At 72.1% G+C, this 19976-nt stretch carries 12 protein-coding genes; 5 read left to right on the top strand and 7 right to left on the bottom strand.

Annotated features, from left to right (window positions below; genetic code table 11):
• The first annotated feature begins 6 nt into the window (after positions 1 to 6).
• Positions 7 to 465 (top strand): hypothetical protein, encoded by a 459-nt coding sequence (locus AB0C36_RS16650; protein ID WP_358354506.1) that lies wholly within the window; start codon positions 7 to 9, stop codon positions 463 to 465.
• A gap of 103 nt (positions 466 to 568) precedes the next feature.
• On the opposite strand, the gene AB0C36_RS16655 is transcribed toward AB0C36_RS16650, so the two are convergent.
• On the bottom strand, positions 569 to 4486 hold the full coding sequence (locus tag AB0C36_RS16655) for a tetratricopeptide repeat protein (RefSeq protein WP_358354508.1): 3918 nt from the start codon (positions 4484 to 4486) through the stop codon (positions 569 to 571).
• 170 nt (positions 4487 to 4656) lie between these two features.
• On the opposite strand from AB0C36_RS16655, the gene AB0C36_RS16660 reads away from it, so the two are divergent.
• The gene (locus AB0C36_RS16660) at positions 4657 to 6093 is read left to right on the top strand and encodes a M1 family metallopeptidase (RefSeq protein ID WP_358354511.1); all 1437 of its coding nucleotides are present in this window, start codon (positions 4657 to 4659) and stop codon (positions 6091 to 6093) included.
• Between the two features lie 80 nt (positions 6094 to 6173).
• On the opposite strand, the gene AB0C36_RS16665 is transcribed toward AB0C36_RS16660, so the two are convergent.
• The 5 genes from AB0C36_RS16665 to AB0C36_RS16685 all read right to left on the bottom strand — a co-directional run bounded on the left by AB0C36_RS16665 (position 6174) and on the right by AB0C36_RS16685 (position 12216).
• A complete protein-coding gene (locus AB0C36_RS16665) occupies positions 6174 to 7166 on the bottom strand; it encodes a nitroreductase family protein (RefSeq protein ID WP_358354513.1) in 993 nt (330 codons plus the stop codon).
• On the bottom strand, positions 7163 to 8317 hold the full coding sequence (locus AB0C36_RS16670) for a hypothetical protein (RefSeq protein WP_358354516.1): 1155 nt from the start codon (positions 8315 to 8317) through the stop codon (positions 7163 to 7165). The genes AB0C36_RS16665 and AB0C36_RS16670 overlap by 4 nt, the downstream gene beginning before the upstream one ends.
• Positions 8314 to 8778: a DUF4188 domain-containing protein gene (locus tag AB0C36_RS16675; protein WP_358354519.1), complete on the bottom strand. Its 465-nt coding sequence runs from the start codon at positions 8776 to 8778 to the stop codon at positions 8314 to 8316. The genes AB0C36_RS16670 and AB0C36_RS16675 overlap by 4 nt, the downstream gene beginning before the upstream one ends.
• Positions 8775 to 10322: a phenylacetate--CoA ligase family protein gene (locus AB0C36_RS16680; protein WP_358354522.1), complete on the bottom strand. Its 1548-nt coding sequence runs from the start codon at positions 10320 to 10322 to the stop codon at positions 8775 to 8777. The genes AB0C36_RS16675 and AB0C36_RS16680 overlap by 4 nt, the downstream gene beginning before the upstream one ends.
• 115 nt (positions 10323 to 10437) lie before the next feature.
• Positions 10438 to 12216: a hypothetical protein gene (locus tag AB0C36_RS16685; RefSeq protein WP_358354524.1), complete on the bottom strand. Its 1779-nt coding sequence runs from the start codon at positions 12214 to 12216 to the stop codon at positions 10438 to 10440.
• A 205-nt stretch (positions 12217 to 12421) separates the two neighbouring features.
• On the opposite strand from AB0C36_RS16685, the gene AB0C36_RS16690 reads away from it, so the two are divergent.
• Complete coding sequence (locus AB0C36_RS16690; RefSeq protein ID WP_358354526.1) at positions 12422 to 15946, top strand: trypsin-like peptidase domain-containing protein; 3525 nt, start codon at positions 12422 to 12424, stop codon at positions 15944 to 15946.
• An 846-nt stretch (positions 15947 to 16792) separates the two neighbouring features.
• Positions 16793 to 17305, top strand: coding sequence for a septum formation family protein (locus tag AB0C36_RS16695; protein ID WP_358354528.1), 513 nt, complete (start codon positions 16793 to 16795; stop codon positions 17303 to 17305).
• 110 nt (positions 17306 to 17415) lie between these two features.
• Here the strand turns inward: AB0C36_RS16695 and AB0C36_RS16700 are convergent, their stop codons facing one another.
• Positions 17416 to 18753 carry an aspartyl protease family protein gene (locus tag AB0C36_RS16700; RefSeq protein WP_358354531.1) on the bottom strand — a complete coding sequence of 446 codons (1338 nt, stop codon included), beginning with the start codon at positions 18751 to 18753 and terminating at the stop codon, positions 17416 to 17418.
• Positions 18754 to 19210: 457 nt separating this feature from the next.
• Between AB0C36_RS16700 and AB0C36_RS16705 the strand changes: the two genes are divergently transcribed.
• Positions 19211 to 19948, top strand: coding sequence for a hypothetical protein (locus AB0C36_RS16705; RefSeq protein ID WP_358354533.1), 738 nt, complete (start codon positions 19211 to 19213; stop codon positions 19946 to 19948).
• The last annotated feature ends 28 nt before the right edge of the window (positions 19949 to 19976 follow it).

Here is a 19976-nt window from a genome sequence, read left to right on the forward strand (position 1 = left end):
TGGGGGATGGTGTGGGGGATGTACGACCCGGTGGACGAATTGCGTGGACTCGGCGTGCACGTACGCAGAACGGACCTCCGGACGGCGTGGGCGATCTGGGTTCCGGACAAGAGCGCGGTCGTCGTGGCGGCCGGCCTCACCCGTGTGCAGGAACGCTGCATCCTGGCACACCAGGTGCAGCACCTCATCACGCCCGAGCCGCCCTATGCCGATGCCGGTGCCGACGCGGTGGAGCGGGAGCGCCTCGCCGACCTCGGCGCCGCCGAGCGGCTCGTCGACGGACGCTCCGTACGCAAGCTCCTGACCGTCGCTCCCGGCGCCGACCGCGCGGCCGAGGCACTCGGGGTCACCCGCCGGGTGCTCGACACGTGGCTCCACGCCCACTACCGGAGCAAGGGCGAGCCGACCCCCTGGCCGGCGGCCGAGCGCGATCCCCGGTGCGCGGTGGCTACGTTGCGCCCGTGAACCGGGCCCCGGGACCGCCCGTGCACCGCCCGCGGTTCACCCGTGAACCGCGGGCGGTGCACCGCTCTCCTGTGCCGCCGGTTGAACCGCCGCGAACCGCCGGTCAGGCGCCTCCGGCCGCGGCCAGGGAATCCTGGAGCTTCACGGCGGCCGCGGTCTCCCCGGCGTACTTGCCGGGGTTCTCCGCGGTCAACTGCCGGTACAGCACCACCGATTCCTGTACGGCGGCCAGTGCCTCGGCCCGCTTGCCGGCGTCGTTGAGCAACACCGCGGTGAGGTACATGCTTTGCGCCAGCAGCGACCGGTACACCGGATCGGCGGCGGCCAGCGCGCGGTACATCTCGCGGGCCTCCCGCCACGCCTCCGCGGCCTCGGCCGAGCGTCCCGCCGCGCGCAGCCGCGAGCCCACGTTGCCCAGCGCCCACGCGGTGTTCGGCTCGTCGCCCAACGCCCGGTACAGCGCCACGGCCTCCCGTGACGGGGCCTCCGACTCGCCGTGCCGGCCCGCCTGTTGCAGCGACATGCCGAGGAACACCAGTGTCATCGCCAGCGACGACCGGTACCGCGGGTCCCCGGCCGCGAGTTCCCGGTACGCCTCGACCGTCCCGCGCTGCTCGTCCACCGCCTCCGTGTACCGCCGCGCGTCGCGGTACAGCGCGGCGAGGTTCCCCATCGCCCAGGCCACCTGCGCCGCGTCGCCGAGCGTGCGGTACTCGGCCACACCCTCCCGTCCGGCGGCGATGCCCTCGTCGTACCGCCCGCCGCGCGTGGAGTACACGCCGAGCATCACCAAGGTCTGGGCCAGCGCGCTGCGGTACGGCGCCGACAACGCGGTCAACTGCCGGTAGCCGTCGAGGGCCTGCGTCTGCACGGCCACCGCCTCGTCGTGGCGCCCGGCCACACTCAGGTCCGAGGCCCGCATCCGGAACGCGTTGGCCAGCATGTCCATCCCCGGGTAGTCCGCGGGCCGAGGCTCGTAGCCCTCGGTACGCCACAGGTACACGCCGGTCGGCCCGCCCGCGAGCGAGCGCGTCAGCAGCGTGCGGTCGGACGGCCGGAAAACCGCCAACTCCGCCCTGCCGTCCCGGTCGTAGTCGCCGGGCACCGGGATGTCGCCCGGCCCGCCCCACGGAACTGTCACCGCGGGCCCGCCCGCGGAGGGCTCGACGTGCCACATGCCGTCCGCGGAGTTCCAGACCACGGTGTCCGCCTTGTGGTCGCCGTCGAAGTCCGCGCCCGCCGGCATCGGCGGGACGGGCTGCGCGGTCGCCTGCGGAGCCGCGTAGAACGCGTACCGGATGGCGATGTGGAGTGCGGTGAGGCCGTCCAGTCTGAGATTGCCCTGCGTCTGCGACGTCTTCTCCAGCGCCACATGCCAGGTCGTCGCCGGACTGCGTCCCCAGAACGCGGGTCGCGCGCCCGCGGGGCCGGGGGCGCCCGGCTCGCGCTTGTCGAAGGTCACCTCGACGGCCGAGGCCAGCGGCTGCCCGCTGATCTCGCGTACCGTGCCGCCGCGCAGCCGGTTCGTGGCGGGGCCCGCGTGCCGGAGGAACGCGACCACGGACGGGTCGTCCGCGGTCGCGCCGAGCAGCGCGACGTGCACGCGCTCGACCTTCAACTCGGCCCAATCCGCGGGGAAGTCGTCGAGCCGCACGGTGAACGTCGCCGTCCCGTTGGCGCGCAGCGACTGCAGCACCGCCGGGTCGCTGATGGTGAAGTACCGCGGCGCATGTTGCAGCGACGCCTGGTAGCCGTCGTAGAAGGAGCGCAGCGCCGCCAGTTCGGGCATCCGGGCCCACGAGTCGAGGTACTGCTTCAGCAGCGGGATGATGCGGCTGTCGTCGCCGCGGGCCAGCGGCTGGTACGCGTTCTCGACGTCGTCGGGGTGCACGTAGCCGATGTCGAAGCTGTACGTGGGCGACGTGTCGCTGGCGAGCGTGAACAGGTCCAGCGCGCGGTGCGCGTAGAAGCCGAACCTGATCAGCACGTCGACGTACGTCTGGGTCTGGGCGACGAGCCTGCGGGAGATCGAACCAAGCTCGGCGATGTCGGAGGCCCAGTCGGCCTTGAGGTTTTGCAGCCGCTCCAGATCCGCCTTGTTCGCGGCCGCCTTGGCCACCGCCGCCGCGAGCAGCATGTTCTTCTGGCTGACCTCCAGGATCTGCAGGCCGCGCTGGCGGACCAGGTCGAGCTGCCGGGCGATGATGTCCCGCTCCTGGCTCTCCAGCTTGCCGTCGATCCGGGTGCGGAACAGGTCCGCGACCGAGCGGCCCGCGTCGACGAACGACTTGCTGGTGTTGACCAGCTCGGCCAACCCGCCGATCTTGTCCTTCTTGTCCGCCTTGAGCTGGGGGTTGCCCGGGTCCTTCCAGTCCCAGTAGCTGATGAGCTGGTCGCCGTCGGCGGTCTTGCCGGTGTTGACGTCGAAGCCCTCGACCGCGCCGACGCTCGTCATCATGACGTTGGCGGCGGCCAGGAACGCCACGACGCTCGCCCCGCCGGTATAGACCGCGCTCACGGCGGCGGCCACCGCGATGGCCGCGCTCAACAGCGGACCCAGGTCGTTGCCCGGCGGGAACTCCATGCGCTTGTCGACGATCTTCTCGCGCACCGCGTCGAGTTGGACCCGGGTCTCCTCGATCTGCTGGTCGATCGCGGTGGCCTTGCCCTTCGCGCCCTCCAAGCCGAGCGCGGCGGCCCGGCCCTCCAGGTCCAGCACGCCCGCCATGTCGGCGACGTGCGCGAGGTCGGCGGCCAGACGGCTGCTCTTCTGCCCCGCGTCGACCGCGCTCAGCAGCAGGCTCAGGGCGTTGTCGTACAGGCTCTTGACGATGTCGTCGTAGTCCGTGACGACACCCTCGAACCGTGGGAAGTCCGGCATGATGTCGAAGTCGTACGGCTGCCCGATCGGCGACAGGTTGCTCGCCACGTAGCGCAGCAGCTCCGCCGCGCGGCCCTGCTCCGGGTACAGCGCCAGCGCCCGCCCGAACTCGTGGGCGGCCAGGTCGCGGTGGGTGCCGCGCTCGGGCTTGGCCGGAGCGTACGCGCGGAACAGGTACTCCCCGACGCCCGTGCGGTAGTCGGCCCACGTCCGCGCGCGACCGCCCAGGCGCAGCTTGACCAGCAGCCACCAGTTGTCGGGCGGGTGCGTGACCAGGACCGGCTGCACGGTCGGCCCCGGGCCCGGCCCGGGCGAGCCGGGCGAGCCGTCGCGTCCGGGCTCGGCGACCGAGGCGACCCCGCCGCGGCCGCCGCCCGGGCCACCGCGCCCGGCCACACCCGCCGGGCCCGGACCGCCGCCCGAACCGTCGGTCGCCACACCGGAGATCGTCACGGTCTCGACCAGGATCAGCGCGCCGGGTCCGCCCACGGATCCGATGCCGCCGTTGCCGCCCGGGCCGCCGGGGCCGGGCTCGGGCGGGTCGATGTCCGGCTTGTTGGGCCGGGCCGCGGCGTGATGGCCCTTGCCGCCGGTGCCGCCCTGCCCGCCCGCGCCGCCGAGGCCGCCGCGGGCGGAGATGCGCAGGTCGGACAGGTTCGCCGCCATGACGGTCACCGGTGAGGCGGGCAGACCCGGCTGCCCGTTGCCGCCGTTCCCGCCCGGGCCGCCGGGCCTCCCCGACAAACCCTGGCCGCTCTTGCCCTGGGCGCCCGACGGCCCGGACGGCCCGGTCGCGCCGTCCGCCACGACGGCACCGCCGTTGCCGCGGTAAGTCTCGGCGACCAGCACGAGCGGGTGCCCGGTGAGCCCGGTCAGCACATACCCCGGGTCGTGCACGATCTCGCGTGCCACCAGGGCGAGGGTGGCGGTGGGTGACAACCCCCGGAACGCCGCCTCCGCGCGGATCTCCGCGAGCAGCGCGTCGTTCACGCGGATCGTGTCGCGGACGTAGGCCCAGTCCACCGCGATCTCTTCGGACATTTCCTCGGCCAGTGCCGCGGTCAAGTGGTCCGCCGTGTCGTCGGCCGTCGCCTCAGCCGTCGCCTCAGTCGTCGCTTCGCCGGTACGTGCAACCGCCATCGGGTCCCCCTGACCGTCGTCCGATGATCGATCGTCGACCTCCCAGGCCCCCGAACGCGACGGTTGGCGAGGAAAACCATCCGGATGGAGTAAGACATCCGCAGGACGATTCCCACTCGAACGAAGTGTCGTCTACCGCAGAGCGGTTGGCCCACGCATGATTGCGATCCATGACGACTTGGAAGCGGATCCGGCACCACCTGACCCGGAAGACGCGCAGGACGACAGGAAGACACGGTGCCGCGGCCCTGGGCCTCGCCTGCGTGATGGTGGTCTTCACCGCCGCACCGGGTTCGGCCGGCTCCGGCGGCCCGCCCGCCGCGCCGGACCCGTACTTCCCGCTCGCCGGCAACCAGGGCTACGACGTCGACCACTACGACCTCGACCTCGACTTCACCCCCGCGACCGACCTCCTCGTCGCCCGCGCCGCGATCAAGGCCGAGGCACGCCGCGACCTCACCCGCTTCACCCTCGACTTCTCCGGCCCCGCCGTCGAACGCGTCGTCGTGGACGGGCGTTCCGCGGCGTTCTCCCGCGACGGGCAGGAGCTCACGATCGTCCCGGCCGGCAAGATCCGCGCCGGACGCGACTTCACGGTGACCGTCTGGTACCGGGGCACCGCGGCGCCGATCGACGACCCGGCGCTCGGCGTGTACGGCTGGATCAACACCGACGACGGCGCGGTGGCCCTGAACGAGCCCGACGGGGCCCGCAGTTGGTACCCGGTGAACGACGACGTACGCGACAAGGCCACCTACACCTTCCGCATCACCGCCCCCGCCGGACTGACCGCGCTCGCCAACGGCGAGCCGCAGGGCAAGCCGCGCACGGTCGGCGACCGCACCACCGCGGTCTGGTCGATGCGCAAGCCCATGTCCAGCTACCTGTCCATGGTCGCGATCGGCCGCTTCACGGTCACCGACGGCCGCGTCGGCCGTCTGCCGAACATCACCGCGTACGACCCGGCGGGCGACGGCGACGACGCCGCCCTGCACCGCACCACCGCCGACGCGGTGCGCTGGGGTCAGGAGCGGATCGGCCGCTACCCGTTCGACTCGACCGGCGGCATCATCGACCGCATCGACGTCGGCTACGCCCTGGAGACCCAGGCCCGCCCCGTGTACGACGGCGAGCCCGACGAGGCCACGATCGTGCACGAGATCGCACACCAGTGGTACGGCAACAGCGTCACCCCCAAGACGTGGGCGGACCTCTGGCTCAACGAGGGCTTCGCCACGTACGCCGAGTGGCTGTGGCAGGAAGAGCGCGGCGGACCGACCGCGCAGTCGGTGTTCGACCAGCTCTGGGCGACCCCCGCGAACGACGATTTCTGGCACCTGAAGACGGCCGACCCGGGACGCGACGAACTCTTCAACTACAACGCCGTGTACCTGCGCGGCGCGATGGCCCTGCACGCGCTGCGCACCACCATCGGCGACCGCGACTTCTTCACGCTCCTGAAGGTGTGGGCGGACAAATACCGCTACGACAACGCCGACACCCGGGACCTGATGAACCTGGCCCGCGCAATCTCGCACGACAACGTGAAGCCGCTGTTCGACGCCTGGCTCTACACCGCGGCCAAGCCGGCGACCCCGCAGGGCTGACCACGACGCAACCCTCCCGCGGCCCGGTTGTCACGCGCCGCGGGAGGGTTCGGTGTCACCGGCTGCCGCTTCCGCCCGGTCTACCCGCCGCGGCGGGCGGAGCGCGGGGGCTCGATCAGCGGGCGCCCGGTGCGGAAGACCGCCACCGCGCGCTCGTGCGCGGCGAGGTCCAGCATGGCGGCCAACTCTGCAGCCGTGGCGGGGCAGTCGAGGATCTGACTGAGCGGGTGTGTGGCCAGTCCGCGCACCGCGAGGGCCAGCCAGCTGCGCATCAGCGCCCGCCCGAGTGCCACCAGCTCCGCGGGGCCCGCCGCCGCGGGGCCGACCAGGACGAGGGCGGTGCCCTCGCCGCGCAGCAGTCCGCGGGACGACGCGGCCAGGGCCGCGGGAAGCCCGGCTCGGCGGAACGTGCCGTACACGCGCGGGCGCAGCATCATCTCCAGGCCCGCCGCCTCGGCGCGGGACAGGCCGAGTGCCCGGTCGGTCAGCCCGTCCTGGGCGTACCGCGGGTGGCTCGGCCGCAGCCGCAGCCACTCGCGCAGCTCCGCGGTCACCTCGGGAGCCGCGAACATCCACCGGTCCGCGCGCGCCAGCAGCGGGGCCAGCGCCCGGGCCGGCAGGTGCCGGATCCCGCCCGCGTCCTCGACCAGGGCGGCGGCCTCGTCGAGCACGTCGTCGGGCAGCGGGCCGGCGGCGTACGGTCCGCGTGCGCTGCGGCGCGAGGCGACGTCGTTTGCGGTGAAGCGGGTGGCGTACGGCTCCGCCGCCGGGACCAGCCACGCCACCCGCCGCGCGGCCCGGTCCACGTCCACCACGACGTCCGCACCCAACCCCGCCCCCGCGGCCACCACAAGACACGTCTCCAGGTACGCCCCGAGCCCGAGGAACAGATCGCGCCCGGTCGGGTCCGACACCGGCAGCGCCCGCATGGGATCCCAGTACACGCCCACGCCCGAGTCCTCATACCGCAGTTGCCACGGCTGCGTGTTGTGTGCGGAGGGCGCCCGCCCGCACTGCGCCGCGAGCGCGCGCATGGCAGCGGCCCATTCCGGCCCCGCCGGCGACGCCGTCATGCGCGTACCTCCCGCCCGTAGAACGTGTGGCCGTGCAGAACGCGTCCGCCCATACGGACATACTGCGCCGCGGAAGCCGCGTTGTCGTCCTCTACCCAGGTACTGCGCAGCGCCGTGTACCCCCCGACCCGCAGATTGCGGTACAACTCGCGTGCCAGCAGCTTCAGATAGCCCCGGCCCTGGGCCTCGGGCACGGTCCCCTTGATGATGAGCACCGCCTCGCGCCGGTAGCGCTTGCGGGTGGCCAGCAGACGGACCTGGTTGACGATACCCAGGTCGCCGCCCACCTTCGCCAGGTACCCCGAGATGTCGGGCACCACGAGCACGAACGCGACCGGCATGCCCGCCCGTTCGAGCCACATGAGCAGCGACTCGTCGAGCAGGTAGGCGAGGCCGTCCGTCTGCGCGTGCAACTCGTCCGCGTCGATGGGCGTGTAGTAGCCGAGCTGCGCGAAACTCGCGTTGAGCATCTCGCGCAGCATGGGCAGTTGATCGCCGAGATGGCGTCGCGATCCGTGCCGGATCGTCAACTGCTCGCCCCTGAGCCGTGCGTCGTCGAAGCGGAAGACCTCGTCCACGTCGACGCCGCGCTTCCCGAGGTCGTCGCAGATCCAGGTCGCGGCCTCGAACTTTCGTGTGAAACCGAGGCTTTCGTACGCCTTCGGGTAATACGCGGGATTCCAGGCGGAGTCCACGAAGCCGCGGGCCTCGAACCCCGACGTGATGACGCCGCCCGTCTGGTTCGGTAGCAGGGCCACCGGGCCGAACAGCGCGTCGTGGCCCTCGGCTTGGGCCCGCTCCTCGGCGAGGTGCACGAGAGTGGCGGCCACCTCCGGGTCCTCGGCGAACTCCGTGAGTCCGAACAACTGGTGCCGAGCGCCGAGCTTTTCGTCGAACTTGGGGTTCGTGTGCAGGCACGTGCGCCCGACCGCGCGGCCTTGCGCGTCGCGCACGAGGTGAAACTCGACGGGGCCGTACCGGGCATGCGGGCCGCGCCCGCGCCACAGGTCGGCGAGGACCTGGCGGATCGGCGGGATGTACCGGTCGCGCGGGTGGAGGCGCAGCGGGAGGTCGCAGAACTCGGCGAACGCCTTTCGGGTGGCGACGCGTTCCACGGTCAGGCCGCCGGTCCGGGTGGTGCGCGCGGTCATGCGCCGCCGCTCCGTCCCGCGCGGTGCACCGAGGGGCCGGCCTGCTCGGAGGACAGCGCGGTGAAGTCCTCGATGTGTGCCATCGTGCCGTCCTCGGCCCGCCAGACGCCGTTGCTGTAGCCGCCCGGCTCCGCGGTGAAGATCCGGATCCATCCGCCGCTCGCGTACTTCGTGCCGTTGTCGGTGACCCAGCACATCAGGTCGCGGTGGTGCCGTGTGCGGGCGAACTTCATGAGCGCGTCGGTGTCCTCGAAGAACGCGATGGTGCCCAGCGTGAACGGGAACTCCCACCAGACCTTGTGCCAGCGGTATCCGTCCATGCGCTTCATGTCGCGTACGAGCTTGGACCAGGTGCGGCCGAGCCGGATCAGCGAGAGCGGGCCGGAGTACTTGGTGGCGCCGATGAACATCGCGCCAGAGCGGGCCTGCGGCGGTGCCTTGGAGAAGTCGGTCGTCCTCATGCCGCGTTCTTCCCCTCGGTGACCAGGTACACGTTCTTGATCTTGCTGGTGCCCCGCGCGAACGGGCCCTCGCCGAAGGCGTGGACGCGCACCTGGACATCCGCAGTCGAAGGGTCCTCGGCCAGCGACTGGGCGAAGTCCCGGCTCACCCGGGCCAGATGGCCGACCACGCCGTCGCGGCACACGGCCGACAGCTTCTCGCGCTCCGCGTCGTCCAGCTCCGCGCCGTCGCGCAGTTGGAGGTTGACCACGGGGCGCGACTCGAGGTCGGCGTACTCGTCGATGGTCAGGCAGAAGCCCTCCAGGTGCCCGGCCATGGGGTTGTCCTGGTAGAGGCCGTACTCGACGTCCTGCGGGTAGATGTTGGCGCCCATGTAGGAAATCGTGCTGTCCTTGCGCCCGTATAGCAGGAGCAGGGGCAGGCGCATGCCCTCGCTCCGGAACGCCGATTCGCACTCCGCCCAGGCGTCCGGGTCCTCGCGCACCACCGCCTCCAGCGCCGGGTAGCCCAGCAGGCGGCCCTCGTCGCCGATGTTGTAGCGCAGCTTCGGGGCCAGCACCGCCGTGGAGTTGATGGTGCACACGATCTCGTCCCGGTCGTTGATCTCCAGGTACGTCTCCAGCGGGTTGTACTGGAACACCATCGGCACCCGGCCCTCGTCGGGGCCGAGCAGCGCGTCGCGCAGCCGGTCGTCGGTCAGCAGGCGACGCCGCAGCCACACCGTCAGGTCGCTCTCGCCCGCCATGCCGATCGTCAGGTCCGACGCACCGTACCCCGAGCGCACCTTCACGAAGCGCTCCTCCAGATAGTCGCGCAGCGCCTCGGTCATCCCCTCGCCGCCGACGAACCCGAACAGCCGATGGCGCCGCCAGTCGAAGCCCTCCGCGTCGAGCCGGTCGCGCAGGTGCTTGAGGAACGGCGGGTACGCGGTCACCAGGTAGTTGAAGCGCGGCCCGAAGTGCCGGATCGTGTCCACGATCTTGTCGAGGTCCGGCCCGGTGTTCTTGACCATCGCGATGCGCGCCATCGCAATACCCGTGTTGGTCCCGGTCGCCCACGCGCCCATCGAGTAGGCGTTGATGACGAACAACCGCTTGCGGGGGAACACCATCGACGTGTACCCGGCGACGTTCTTGTGCACCGAGTTCAGCTCACGTCGCGAGCGCAGCCAGTTGTACGGCGTCCCCGACGACCCCGAGGACTCGTCCACGACAGTCCCGGCGATCTCCAGTTCGCCCTGCCAGCACCGCAGTTCCTCCGGGTACGCGCGGACGTACGTGTCCTTCGCCGTCTCCGGGTACGACTCCAGCTTGAACCACCGGAACCGCCAGCCCTGCCGCCGCAGATAGTCCCGGTACGCCGGCACGTCCAGGGCCGCGAACTGGCACGTCATCCACGCGTGCCGCCGGGCGAATCGCTCCATGCGGGGGTGGTAGTGCGTCGCGGTCCACCGCCACACGGCGGGATGCGCCCGATATCCGCGGTACAGCGCGGTGAGTGCGAAGCTGACGATCCGCAGTAGCCACTGCCGGACGAAACGCACGATTGCCGTCCTCCCCAAGTTGCCCGGTCGCCGTCCGGCACACCGCGGTCCACCGGACGATCCGGTTCCCCTTCAGCCTGCCCGGTCCGGCCGAGCCGGACATGGGGACAACTACTCAATTCCGCACGGCCGCGGCACGGGCGGTGGCCGTGAGTTCGACCACCGTGCCGGAGAAATCGTCGGCGAGCAGCGTGACCGCCGCCAGCCATGCGTCCACGGAGTCCCGGCCCGGGTCCCCGGCGGCCATCGCCCGCAGCCGGTCCTCGGCGTCGTCGTGAAGGGCGGGGGCGAACGCTTTGCAGCGCAGCGCGACTTCGAGAGCCGCGGCGGCGGGCCGGGCGTACCGCAGCAGATCGTCCGCGCCGATGAGTCGCATCCCGATCGCGGCCCAGACCCACCGCGAACCCGGCCGGGCCGCCTCGGTGAGTTCGAGCGGATTGCCGCGCAACAGGCGCAGGCAGCTCTCGCGGGTGAGTGGTTCACGCCACCCGGTGAGCGGGCTGCCGCGCAGGCCGGTGCGCGGCGCGAGGCGCCGGTCGGCCCGTTCGTCCGGCTCGAGCCGCGCGGCCACCTGCGCCGCGACCTCGGCGGGGGCCAACGTCATCACGAGCGAGGCCGCCCCGTGCCGGGGGTTGCGCCGGAACCGGGGCCGCGGCGGCGGCACCGGGCCGGGGCGGGCGGCGTACGCGAGCAGTTCCGGGACCGTCCCGCCGAACCGCGGGCCGGCGCGGAGGAGGCGCAGCCACGCGTCGGGGTCCCCGCCGACGGTCCCGGCGGGGTCGAGGTCCAGCAGCGCGTACACGAACGGAAGCGAGGAGAACAACTGGGGATCGGTGCCCGCCGCCGATGGTCTGCCCTGCTCGGGCGCAACTGCTTCCGACGTCTCGTCGATGAAGTCCAGCAGCCACCACGCCGGGGCTGCGGTACGGACGACCTCCTCGGCGGTCGTCGTGCCCGCGTCCAGCGCCTCGGCGAGGACCCGGTCGGGTGACACGCCCCGGAGCAGGCGCGGCACGAACTCCCGTGGGCAGTCCGGGTGCGCGAGCAACGCCGAGCGGGCCTTGCCCCGGAAGGGTTCCGCGAGGTCGGCCCGCATCAGCGCGCCCCAGTCGATCGGCACCGTTCCGGCGAGTACGTCGTGCGCCGGGTACCGGTTGCTCGACAGCCGGAGCCGCCGGGCCGACTCGCCGTCGCGTACGGCCACCTCGTGCAGGCGCGCGAGCTGCGCACGGCCGTGCGGTGCGTCGAGGAACGGCCGCAACTGCCGGATCCCCTTCGGGTGCAGGCGCGCCGACCGAGGGATCCCCAGGTACCGGTCCAGCACGTCCCGCAGGCCCGCGGCGCCGAACTCTTCCCACAGCCGCAGCGCCGCCCCGAGAAAGGCGCTGTCGTGCAGCGGCGCGGGAAGGCGTACCGAGACCAGCGCCTGGAGTGCGACGGCCGGGTCGTCCGCGCCGAGCAGAACGCGGAGCCGGCCGGGGGAGTGGGTGTCGATCGTGTGCGTGAGCCCGACCGGATCGTGGGCGGTCCGCCGGATGAGCGGGGCCACGAGCGACGCGGGCAGGTGGGGATGGGCGAGCAGGACGGCGTGCGTGAGGAAGTCGTCCTGGGCGGCCAACTGTTGCAGGTTGTCCTCGCGCAAGCGGTGGTCGGACGCCAGCACTTGGCGCAGCAGGTCCGCGTGCCGCCTGTTGCCGCCCGCGCGCAGCGCGAGGGCCACGACCTCGTGTGCGGGGAGCCCGCCGTACGCCAGCACCGACATCCGGTGCCCCGGTTCGAGCCGCTCCAGGACACCGGCCCGCACGTCGGCGGGCAGGCAGCGCAACAGCGTGCCCGCCGCCTGAACGCACTGCGGCAGGCCGGTGGCCAAAGGGGCGACCGAGCGCCTGCGCATGCACACCCCTTCTCTGCTCCCCGAACGACGGCCCAACGTACCGGCTCCGCCCGCATGTTCCGTCGGCTTGATCACGGCGGGCGTCATGATCAAGCCGACGGGGAAGGTTGTCCCTGGAAACAAGACTGTTTGTAGAGAGTTTCCGGCAGACTGGTCTCCGCTTTTCGGGCGACGATCGGGGGGTTGTGTGCTCAACCGCGCGGGGATGGGGGACACGCCGCCGCAGCGCACCGTCGAGGTCGTCAACCCGCGCGCCGGAGTACGCGGATCCGGATGCCTGATCGGACCGGGACTCGTCCTGGCCGCCGGGCACGTGGCGTGCCCGAACCGCGACAGCGGCCCCGTCGTCGTCCGCGCCCTCGAGGGCGGCGCGGAGCACGAGGCATCGGTCCTGTGGATCGACACCTCGCTCGACGTCGCACTGCTGCAGGCCGACCGCACCCTGCTCGGCGCCGACCTCGGCATCGTGCGCTGGGGCGCGCTCACCGGCGACCACCCGGGAGCCCGCCCGGTCTGCACGACGATCGGCTTCCCCCAGTCGCTCTACCGCAAGGTCCCCGGCGGCCCCCGGTCCGCCACCCAGGCGCAGACCCTGCACGGCGCCATCGCGCCGCGCGGCCGGGCGCGTTCCGGGATGTACGCCTTCGAACTCGCCGAGCCCGACGACGTCTCCTTCGACCTGTGGCAGGGCATGTCCGGCGCGGCCGTCTACTGCGACGACGCGGTGGTCGGGGTGGCCACCAACGCCGCCGACTACTGGCGCGGCGAAACCCTGCTGGTACTCCCGGCGTTCCGACTGCTCGGTGCCCCCGGGTTCGCCGACGCGGTGGCCGCCGCGACCGGCATGCGGCCCCGGCTGCGGCCCGCCGACCTCGGGCCGATGCTGACCGACCACCCCGACCCGCATCTGTCCGCGTCCTATCTGCTGGACCCGGCCGCGCAGGTGGTGCCGATGTCCGGCGACGCCGCGACGGTGCGGGCGCTGCGCGCCTGGTGCTTCAACGGGCGGCGTACCGACGTCGCCGCGATGACCGGGCCGGACGGCGCCGGGAAAACCCGGCTGGCCCACGAACTGCTCGGCCACCTCACGCGCGACGTGCGCGGGCGGGCCGCGTGGACCGGCGGGTTCGTCGCCCGCGTACCCCGCCAACAGGAGCCCGGATTCGCCCTGTTCACGACCGTACGCCAGCCGCTCCTGCTGGTCGTGGACGGCGCCGAGGCGCGGCTCGACCACGTGCACGCCCTGTTCGACGTACTCGGCGAGCGCCGCTCGGGCCAGCCGGTCCGCGTGCTGCTGATCGTGCGCGGCCGCGAGGACTGGTGGCCGCGCCTGCGCGCCGTCTGGACCGGCAGCACGGTCATGGGCCGCGGGGAGACCTTCCGGGTCGCCACCACCGACGCCTTCGTCGACGTCGGCGCCGAGGCCCTGTACGAACGCGCGGCCCGCGCCTTCGCGGACCGAATACGCCTGCTGCGGCACGCCGGTATCGACGACGACCTCCCCGACCGCGCGGCGACGCCCGACCCGGAGCGCCCGCGCCGCTACACCGTCCCCGAGGGGGACGCCCGCGGACTGTCCGTCGGGACCCTGCACATGGCGGCACTGGCCGACGTACTCACCCGGGTCGACCGCGAGCTCGCCTACCACCAAAGGCCGTTGGACGTCCTCCTGCACCGCGAGGAGGAACACGTACGGCGCATCGCCCGCACCCGCATGCCGTCCGGCCTCGTCGACGCGGGTCTCCTGCGGACCCTGCTGGCGGTACAACAACTCGTGGGCGCAACGACGTTCGACGATGCGCTGGGGGCGGTTCGGGCCGGGTTCGAGGTGCACCACCGGGGCCGGGGCGACATCGCGGAGCCGCAAGTGCCGGTGCTCGCCGCGTACGAGGACATACTGTCCGCCGCCTATCCCTCCGGAGACGGCGCGCGTTGGGGCGCGATCGGCCCCGACGCCCTCGCGTCGGCACTGGTCGCCGAGGTCGAGGCGGCGGGCGACGGTACGTTCCTCGCCGCCCTGCTGAGCAGCCCGCACCTGACCGACCCGCAGCGCTACCGGGCCCTGGCCCTGCTGGTGCACGGCGCGGCCACCCAACCGGAGTTGGTGGCGTCGGCGGCCCGCGCCGTGGCCGCGGCCGCCGAACTCCTGGTGCCGATCGCTGAATGGGTGCCCGCCGAGACGACGTCGGCCCGCGGCCGCGACTGGCTCGTGCTGTGCCGGGACGCGATCGTCGAACTCTCCGACTACGGCCGGATCCCGGTGCAGACCGCGGCGTGGGCCGCCGGCGTCCTCGATGCGGCACTCGTGCGCCTGCACGGGCAGGGCGACATGGCCGCGCCGCCCGAGCAACCGTCGCCGTTCCAAGGCGTGTTCGTGCCGCGACCGCGAGGCCCGATCCGGCCGGGCGCGGACCCGCGGACGGATCCGCGTGCGGGTACGGGTGTGGGTCCGGATCCGCGCACCGGCCCGTCTACCGGATTTCGCATCGATCCGCGTACTGGCCCGGGGGCCGTCCCGGGGACTCACTCGGGGCCTGCCACGGGTGCGGATCCCGGCACCGCCGAGGAGCGCCGGCCGCCTCGCGCGTCGCGGCGGGACCGGCCGGGGCGGGCCACCACCGACACGCCGCCCACCGGCTTCCCGCGCGCGGACACCCCAGGAGCCGGATTCCGCCGAGCCGACACCCCGCGGACCGGCTTTCCCCGCGCGGACACCCCGGCCACCGGGTTCCCCCGGGCGGAGACGCCGAGCACCGGCTTCCCGCGCGCCGATACGCCGGCCACCGGCTTCCCGCGTGTATCCGAGCCCCGACGGACCCCGCCACCGACCCCGCCGTGGGGCCCTGTGACCCCGATACGTACCGGCCCGCCGTCTTCCGGAACTCCGCTCGCGGGCACGCCGCTTCCCACCGCGCCACGCGAGCCCCGACGGGATCAGACCGCTCCGCGCGGCATACGCCTCGGCCTGCCGGGCGAGGCGCCGGATTCCGCAGTCTCCGCCCCCGCGCCGTCGGGCGCACGTACTGGCCCGGCGCCGTCCGCCCCCACCCGGTCCGCCACTCCCGCCTCCGGGACACCCGCGTCCGGGACACCTGCGTCCGGCAGACCCGCACCCGGTACGCCCCGACCCGCGACATCCCGCTCCGCAACGCCCCCGCGCGGCACGACACCCCCCGCCGGAACTCGCCGCTCGGGAGCAGCCGGCTCTGAACCACCGCGCCCCGCATCGGGGCGCCCTGGCAGCACCACGACGCCGCCCGCGTACGGCGGTTCGGCCCCGCGCCACCGAGCCACCGCCGCACACGGCTTACGCGCGGTCCCCACCCGCCGACCCGAACCCGGCCCGGCCCGCGGGCTGTTCACCATCCTCGCCCTCGCGTACCTGGCCCTGGTCGCCTACGCGGCCTGCGACACCTTCTACTTCACCGGACGCTTCTCCGACACACGGCTCGCCTGGGTGTTTCCGCCGGTCGTGCTCCTGGTCGACGTCGAGGCCACCCTGCAGTCCCGCCACTGGCCCGGACGCCCCAAACTCACCGACCTCCCCGCCCAGCTGCTCGCCGTGGCGGTGACGACCGCCGCGATCACGATGTACGCGGGCAACCACTACCCCGACCTCCCGGTCGTCGTCCGCGCACTCCTCGCGGCGACCGTGTCGACCACCGGCATGTTCATCCTCACCGAAGCAGTCCGCCGCTGGATGGGCCGCGTAGCCTACCGTCGCGCCTGACCGAGCCCTTCAGCCCACACGTGCCACCGGCGAGTTCACCCGAAGGCGGTCTCCGCGAACGACATCCCCCCACGCTCGTCCCCCGTAAGCACAAGCCGCTGCGAATACCGGGGTTGCTGCCGCACGTACTGGCGGAACCCCGAAGCCCGGAACAAGAGGTCGAAGATGTAGTCGATGTCCAGGACCAGCCGCGGCAATCCGGACGGCGACCGTGGTCGCCCTGTGCAGCGAAGTCGTCCTGTTCGCTGCGTACGCGTACTACGTCGCGCCCATGTCCCGTTTCGGGATCGACGAGAGCACCGGTCTGGCCACGCGCCACGACGGGTGGTACGCCCTGCAGATGGGCGGGGCGATCACCGCCGCAGTGATCTGCGTGTGGGCGTGCGTCAGGCCTGTGCGCACTGTGCCTGCGCTCGTGCCCCACGACATCCCCTACAACTTCATCCGCGCACTGACTCGACACGCCCGCGCGGTGGCCTTGCAACGAAACACAGCAAGGGATCGGTGCCGGTCGATGGCCTCTACGGGAGCCCTGGCTCGGGTGACCCACGTGGCTGATCCCATGCAATGGCGGTCCAACCTCACCAAAGGCTCCGTCATGACAAGCCGCTGCCGTCCGGTCCGGGACGTGTGAGCGACGGCTGGGAGATGTGCCGCGGGTCCAGGATTTGCGTCAGTGTGGTGCATCCGCGGCGGGTTTCGGTTGCTGACCTCTTCGCCGCGAATTGCTGGACTGCCGGGACCAGACCTGGGACGAGGAGCGGACCCGCAACAGGTGGGGTGGTTGATGCCTGAATATCGGCAACGGATAGGTTTCGGGCTCCCGTACGTCAGGAGTCCCAGGTCATGGCAGAGTCCGCCCCCGTTGTCGTTCGCCCGTGGTGGCGGCGCACGTCCGTGGTGGTCGGCGTCGCGCTGGCCGCGATAGCGGGCGTTGTGATCGCGGTGCTCGCCGTGTCCGGATCGTCGTCCGATGACCAGACCAACGGCCTGCCGTCGCCGGCGGTACCGCGCTTCGACGCGGGCGACTGTTTCGACTTCCTCGCCGGCCCGGAGGGCGGCCCCGACCTCCCGCGGGGGAAGGTGTCGTGTGACCAGCCGCACGACGCCGAGGTCGTCGCGGTGCTCATCCAGCCGGACAAGGACGACTACCCCGGCAGCGCGAGCCTGGGCGCGCTTGCCAGGGAGCGGTGCCCGGAGCGCGTCGCCGCGTACCTCGGCCAGGTGTCCCCGGAGACGGCGAAGCTGTCGATGCGCTTTTACCACCCGACCGAGACGGCGTGGCGATTCGACGGGGACCGGAACGTGACGTGCTTCGTCACCGACCCGGCGGGCCCGATGACGGGTTCGTTGCGCTGACGACCGCTCTTTGACCGGCGATGCGGCGCGGCCGCAGAACCGTGGCTTCTGCGGGCAGCGGCATGGCGGCAGCGCCGGCTTGGGTTGTCGCTGCCGCCATATGCCACGCGTTACGAACGGGGGTGGGTGGCGCCGGTGATGAACAGGTGCATGTTGTCGTAGTCGAAGGTGATGGCGTACGGCTTGAAGAACTCGTGTGTGAAGTTGGCGATCAGGTCGAAGCCGAACATCCCGGACTGACCCGGTCCGGGGAAGCCGGGGAAGGGCGCTTCGGCGGCATGGCCTCTGACGTTGCGTCCGATGGCGCGGCCGAGGCTGATCCGGTCGGCTGTGGCGGGGTAGACCCGCGGCCCGGGGCGGTCGACGGGATGGGCGTAGTCCACGTCGATGCCGGCTCGTTCGGCGATCTCCACCGTCGTGTCGAAGGCGCTCGCGATGCCGCCGGTGTCGACTGTGACCACGCGCGGGCCGTGGTCCAGCAGGCTGCCCACGGTGCAAGGGAAGTGGTCGCCTGCGAGCCAGAGCGGAAGCCGGTCGCAGAGCTGTGCCCGGGCCGCCTGCGCGGTGAACTCGCGCTGCTGGGTCGGTGTCTTGCGGCGCAGGCCCAGCGCTCGGCCGGCGTAGTCCATCGTGGTCAGGAAGTGGTAGAAGAGCGTCGTCCCGAAGGCGCCCGCCGGGGCCGATCCGTCGGGCAGGGGAGGGCGCCGTACCTCGTTCCACTGCACGGGGATGTTGCGGATCTCGATGCCGCCGATCCGGAACGAGTCGAGGATCCCCAGGTAGAGCGTGACGGTTTGGCCGTCGACTATGCCGCTGATCGTCGCCACTGCGCGTACGCCCGCCTCTTCGGCCGCCTCCGCCGACAGGTCGAGCGTGGCGTAGGTGTCGAGGAGGAAGCCCTTGGGCGGGCCCCCGTTCAGTGAGGCTTCGACGGACGGGACGGGGTCGATGCCCAGGAAGGGTACGCGCGCGGCCGCCGCGCCGCCGATGCGCCAGGGGGTGCCGATGACGTGTGAGTACAGCTCGGCGTACGCGAGGTCCCGCTGCCTCCCGGTGCTCCGCAACAGCGGGATCGCGCGGGCAGGGGCATCCTGGCGCACGTAGCACTCCGCCAGCCGCTGCGCGGACGGGACGTCGCCGGGGGCCACGGCGAGCGCTCCGGTCAGGAACCGCTCGGCGTAGCCGAACCGGTTGGACAGGAGGGCGATGTAGCCGCGCTGCGCCAAAGCCCGGGCGTTGGCGGGGGCAGCGCGCAACACGCGCGCGTAACCGCGGTCCGCGTCCGCGAACCGACCTGCTTTGAAAAGGACTTCGGGGTCGGCCGCCGAATCTGCCGCATACGCCTGCGTGGCCCCGGCGACAGGCAGTATCGCGGCGGCGCCGACCAGTCCGGCCCGACGTACGAACGCGCGCCGGTTGAGGTTGTGAGGGTGTTCTGAGTGCGCCATGTCGATCCCCGCGTCGTCGTCCAATGGAGTGGACCAGACGTTGGCGAACGGACCTGAGAACGACCTGCATGGAGGCTGAGAAAGTCCTGAGAGGCAAAGGGAGTTGGCCGTTTGCACCACTCGAGCGCTGGTGGAAGGCGCCGTGGTACGCCCCAGTCGCCCTGATGAACGCGTCCAAGAGGCGCACAGCGCGCGCAGGAGGACGGCTGGCCCCCGATCCAGACCGAGAGTCTGTGGGCGGGGGCGCCGTCGAGCGTTCAGGGAACAGCACAATCCGGTTGATCGTCCCCGGTGGCGTGGACCCGGACGTCCGCCGACGCGTGTCGGATCGGCGTGGTGAAGTGTGGCCTTCTGACAACTCCGACGACCGAGAGCGCTTCTTCCGATGACCGCACAGCCCGTACTGCCCGCACAGCCCGTACGCCCCGAGCACCGAGGCCCCGAGACCGCCTCCGTCATGGACGTCCCGCCGTTCAAAACTTCGCTCGTCAAAGCGGTGTTCAGGGACGTGACGCCGATGCACGTCTCCCGGTCGGCCGCCTGGGCCGCCGCATCGGTGGCGCGGACTGTTCTGAGGGAGATCATCGACGCCGCGAAGAGCGCAGCGGCGGAGGAAGCGCGGAAGAAGCTGGTTCCCGAGGACTTTGTCGCGGCGATCAGCCGGAACGTCGAACTCGAGGTGGGTGGCATCTGGTACGACCACAGCCCGACGTTTCGAGGCCTCAACGGCGTTGTGTACGACTCCGAGGGCGTCATCGTGCCTTCCCCCAAGCGCAGCAGGTCGCGCAAACCGAGTGCTGTGGTCGGCGCCCACAGGTTCGAGGCCGGGGTGAAGAAGTTGCTGCGGAGCCGAGACGCGACGGCCGTCCCCGCGATGGTCCGCGAACTGGACGGAATGGCGAGTGTGTTCCTGACGGACCTCGCCCGGGCCGCGGCCATGGTCGTCCGGGAGGGCGGGGTCAAACGCTTCGGCACGGTCACCCTGGGGGCACCGGGTAAACCGGCCGCACCCCCCTTCCCCAAGGACTTCGCGCTGGCCTACTCCGTGCGCAGTGGGGACGGGCGGACAATCGGCAGAGACGACATCCTTGCCGCCACCACGATTCAGTTGTTCGGCGACGTCAGACAGCGAGCCCTGACGGAGGCACACGAGGCGACACAGCACACCTTGGCCGACTTCAGATCGACGGCTTGACGACACGGAGGCGGTGCCGCGATGGCTG

This window comes from Streptodolium elevatio, assembly GCF_040649515.1.
In the GTDB taxonomy this organism is placed as follows: Bacteria; Actinomycetota; Actinomycetes; order Streptomycetales; family Streptomycetaceae; genus Yinghuangia; species Yinghuangia elevatio.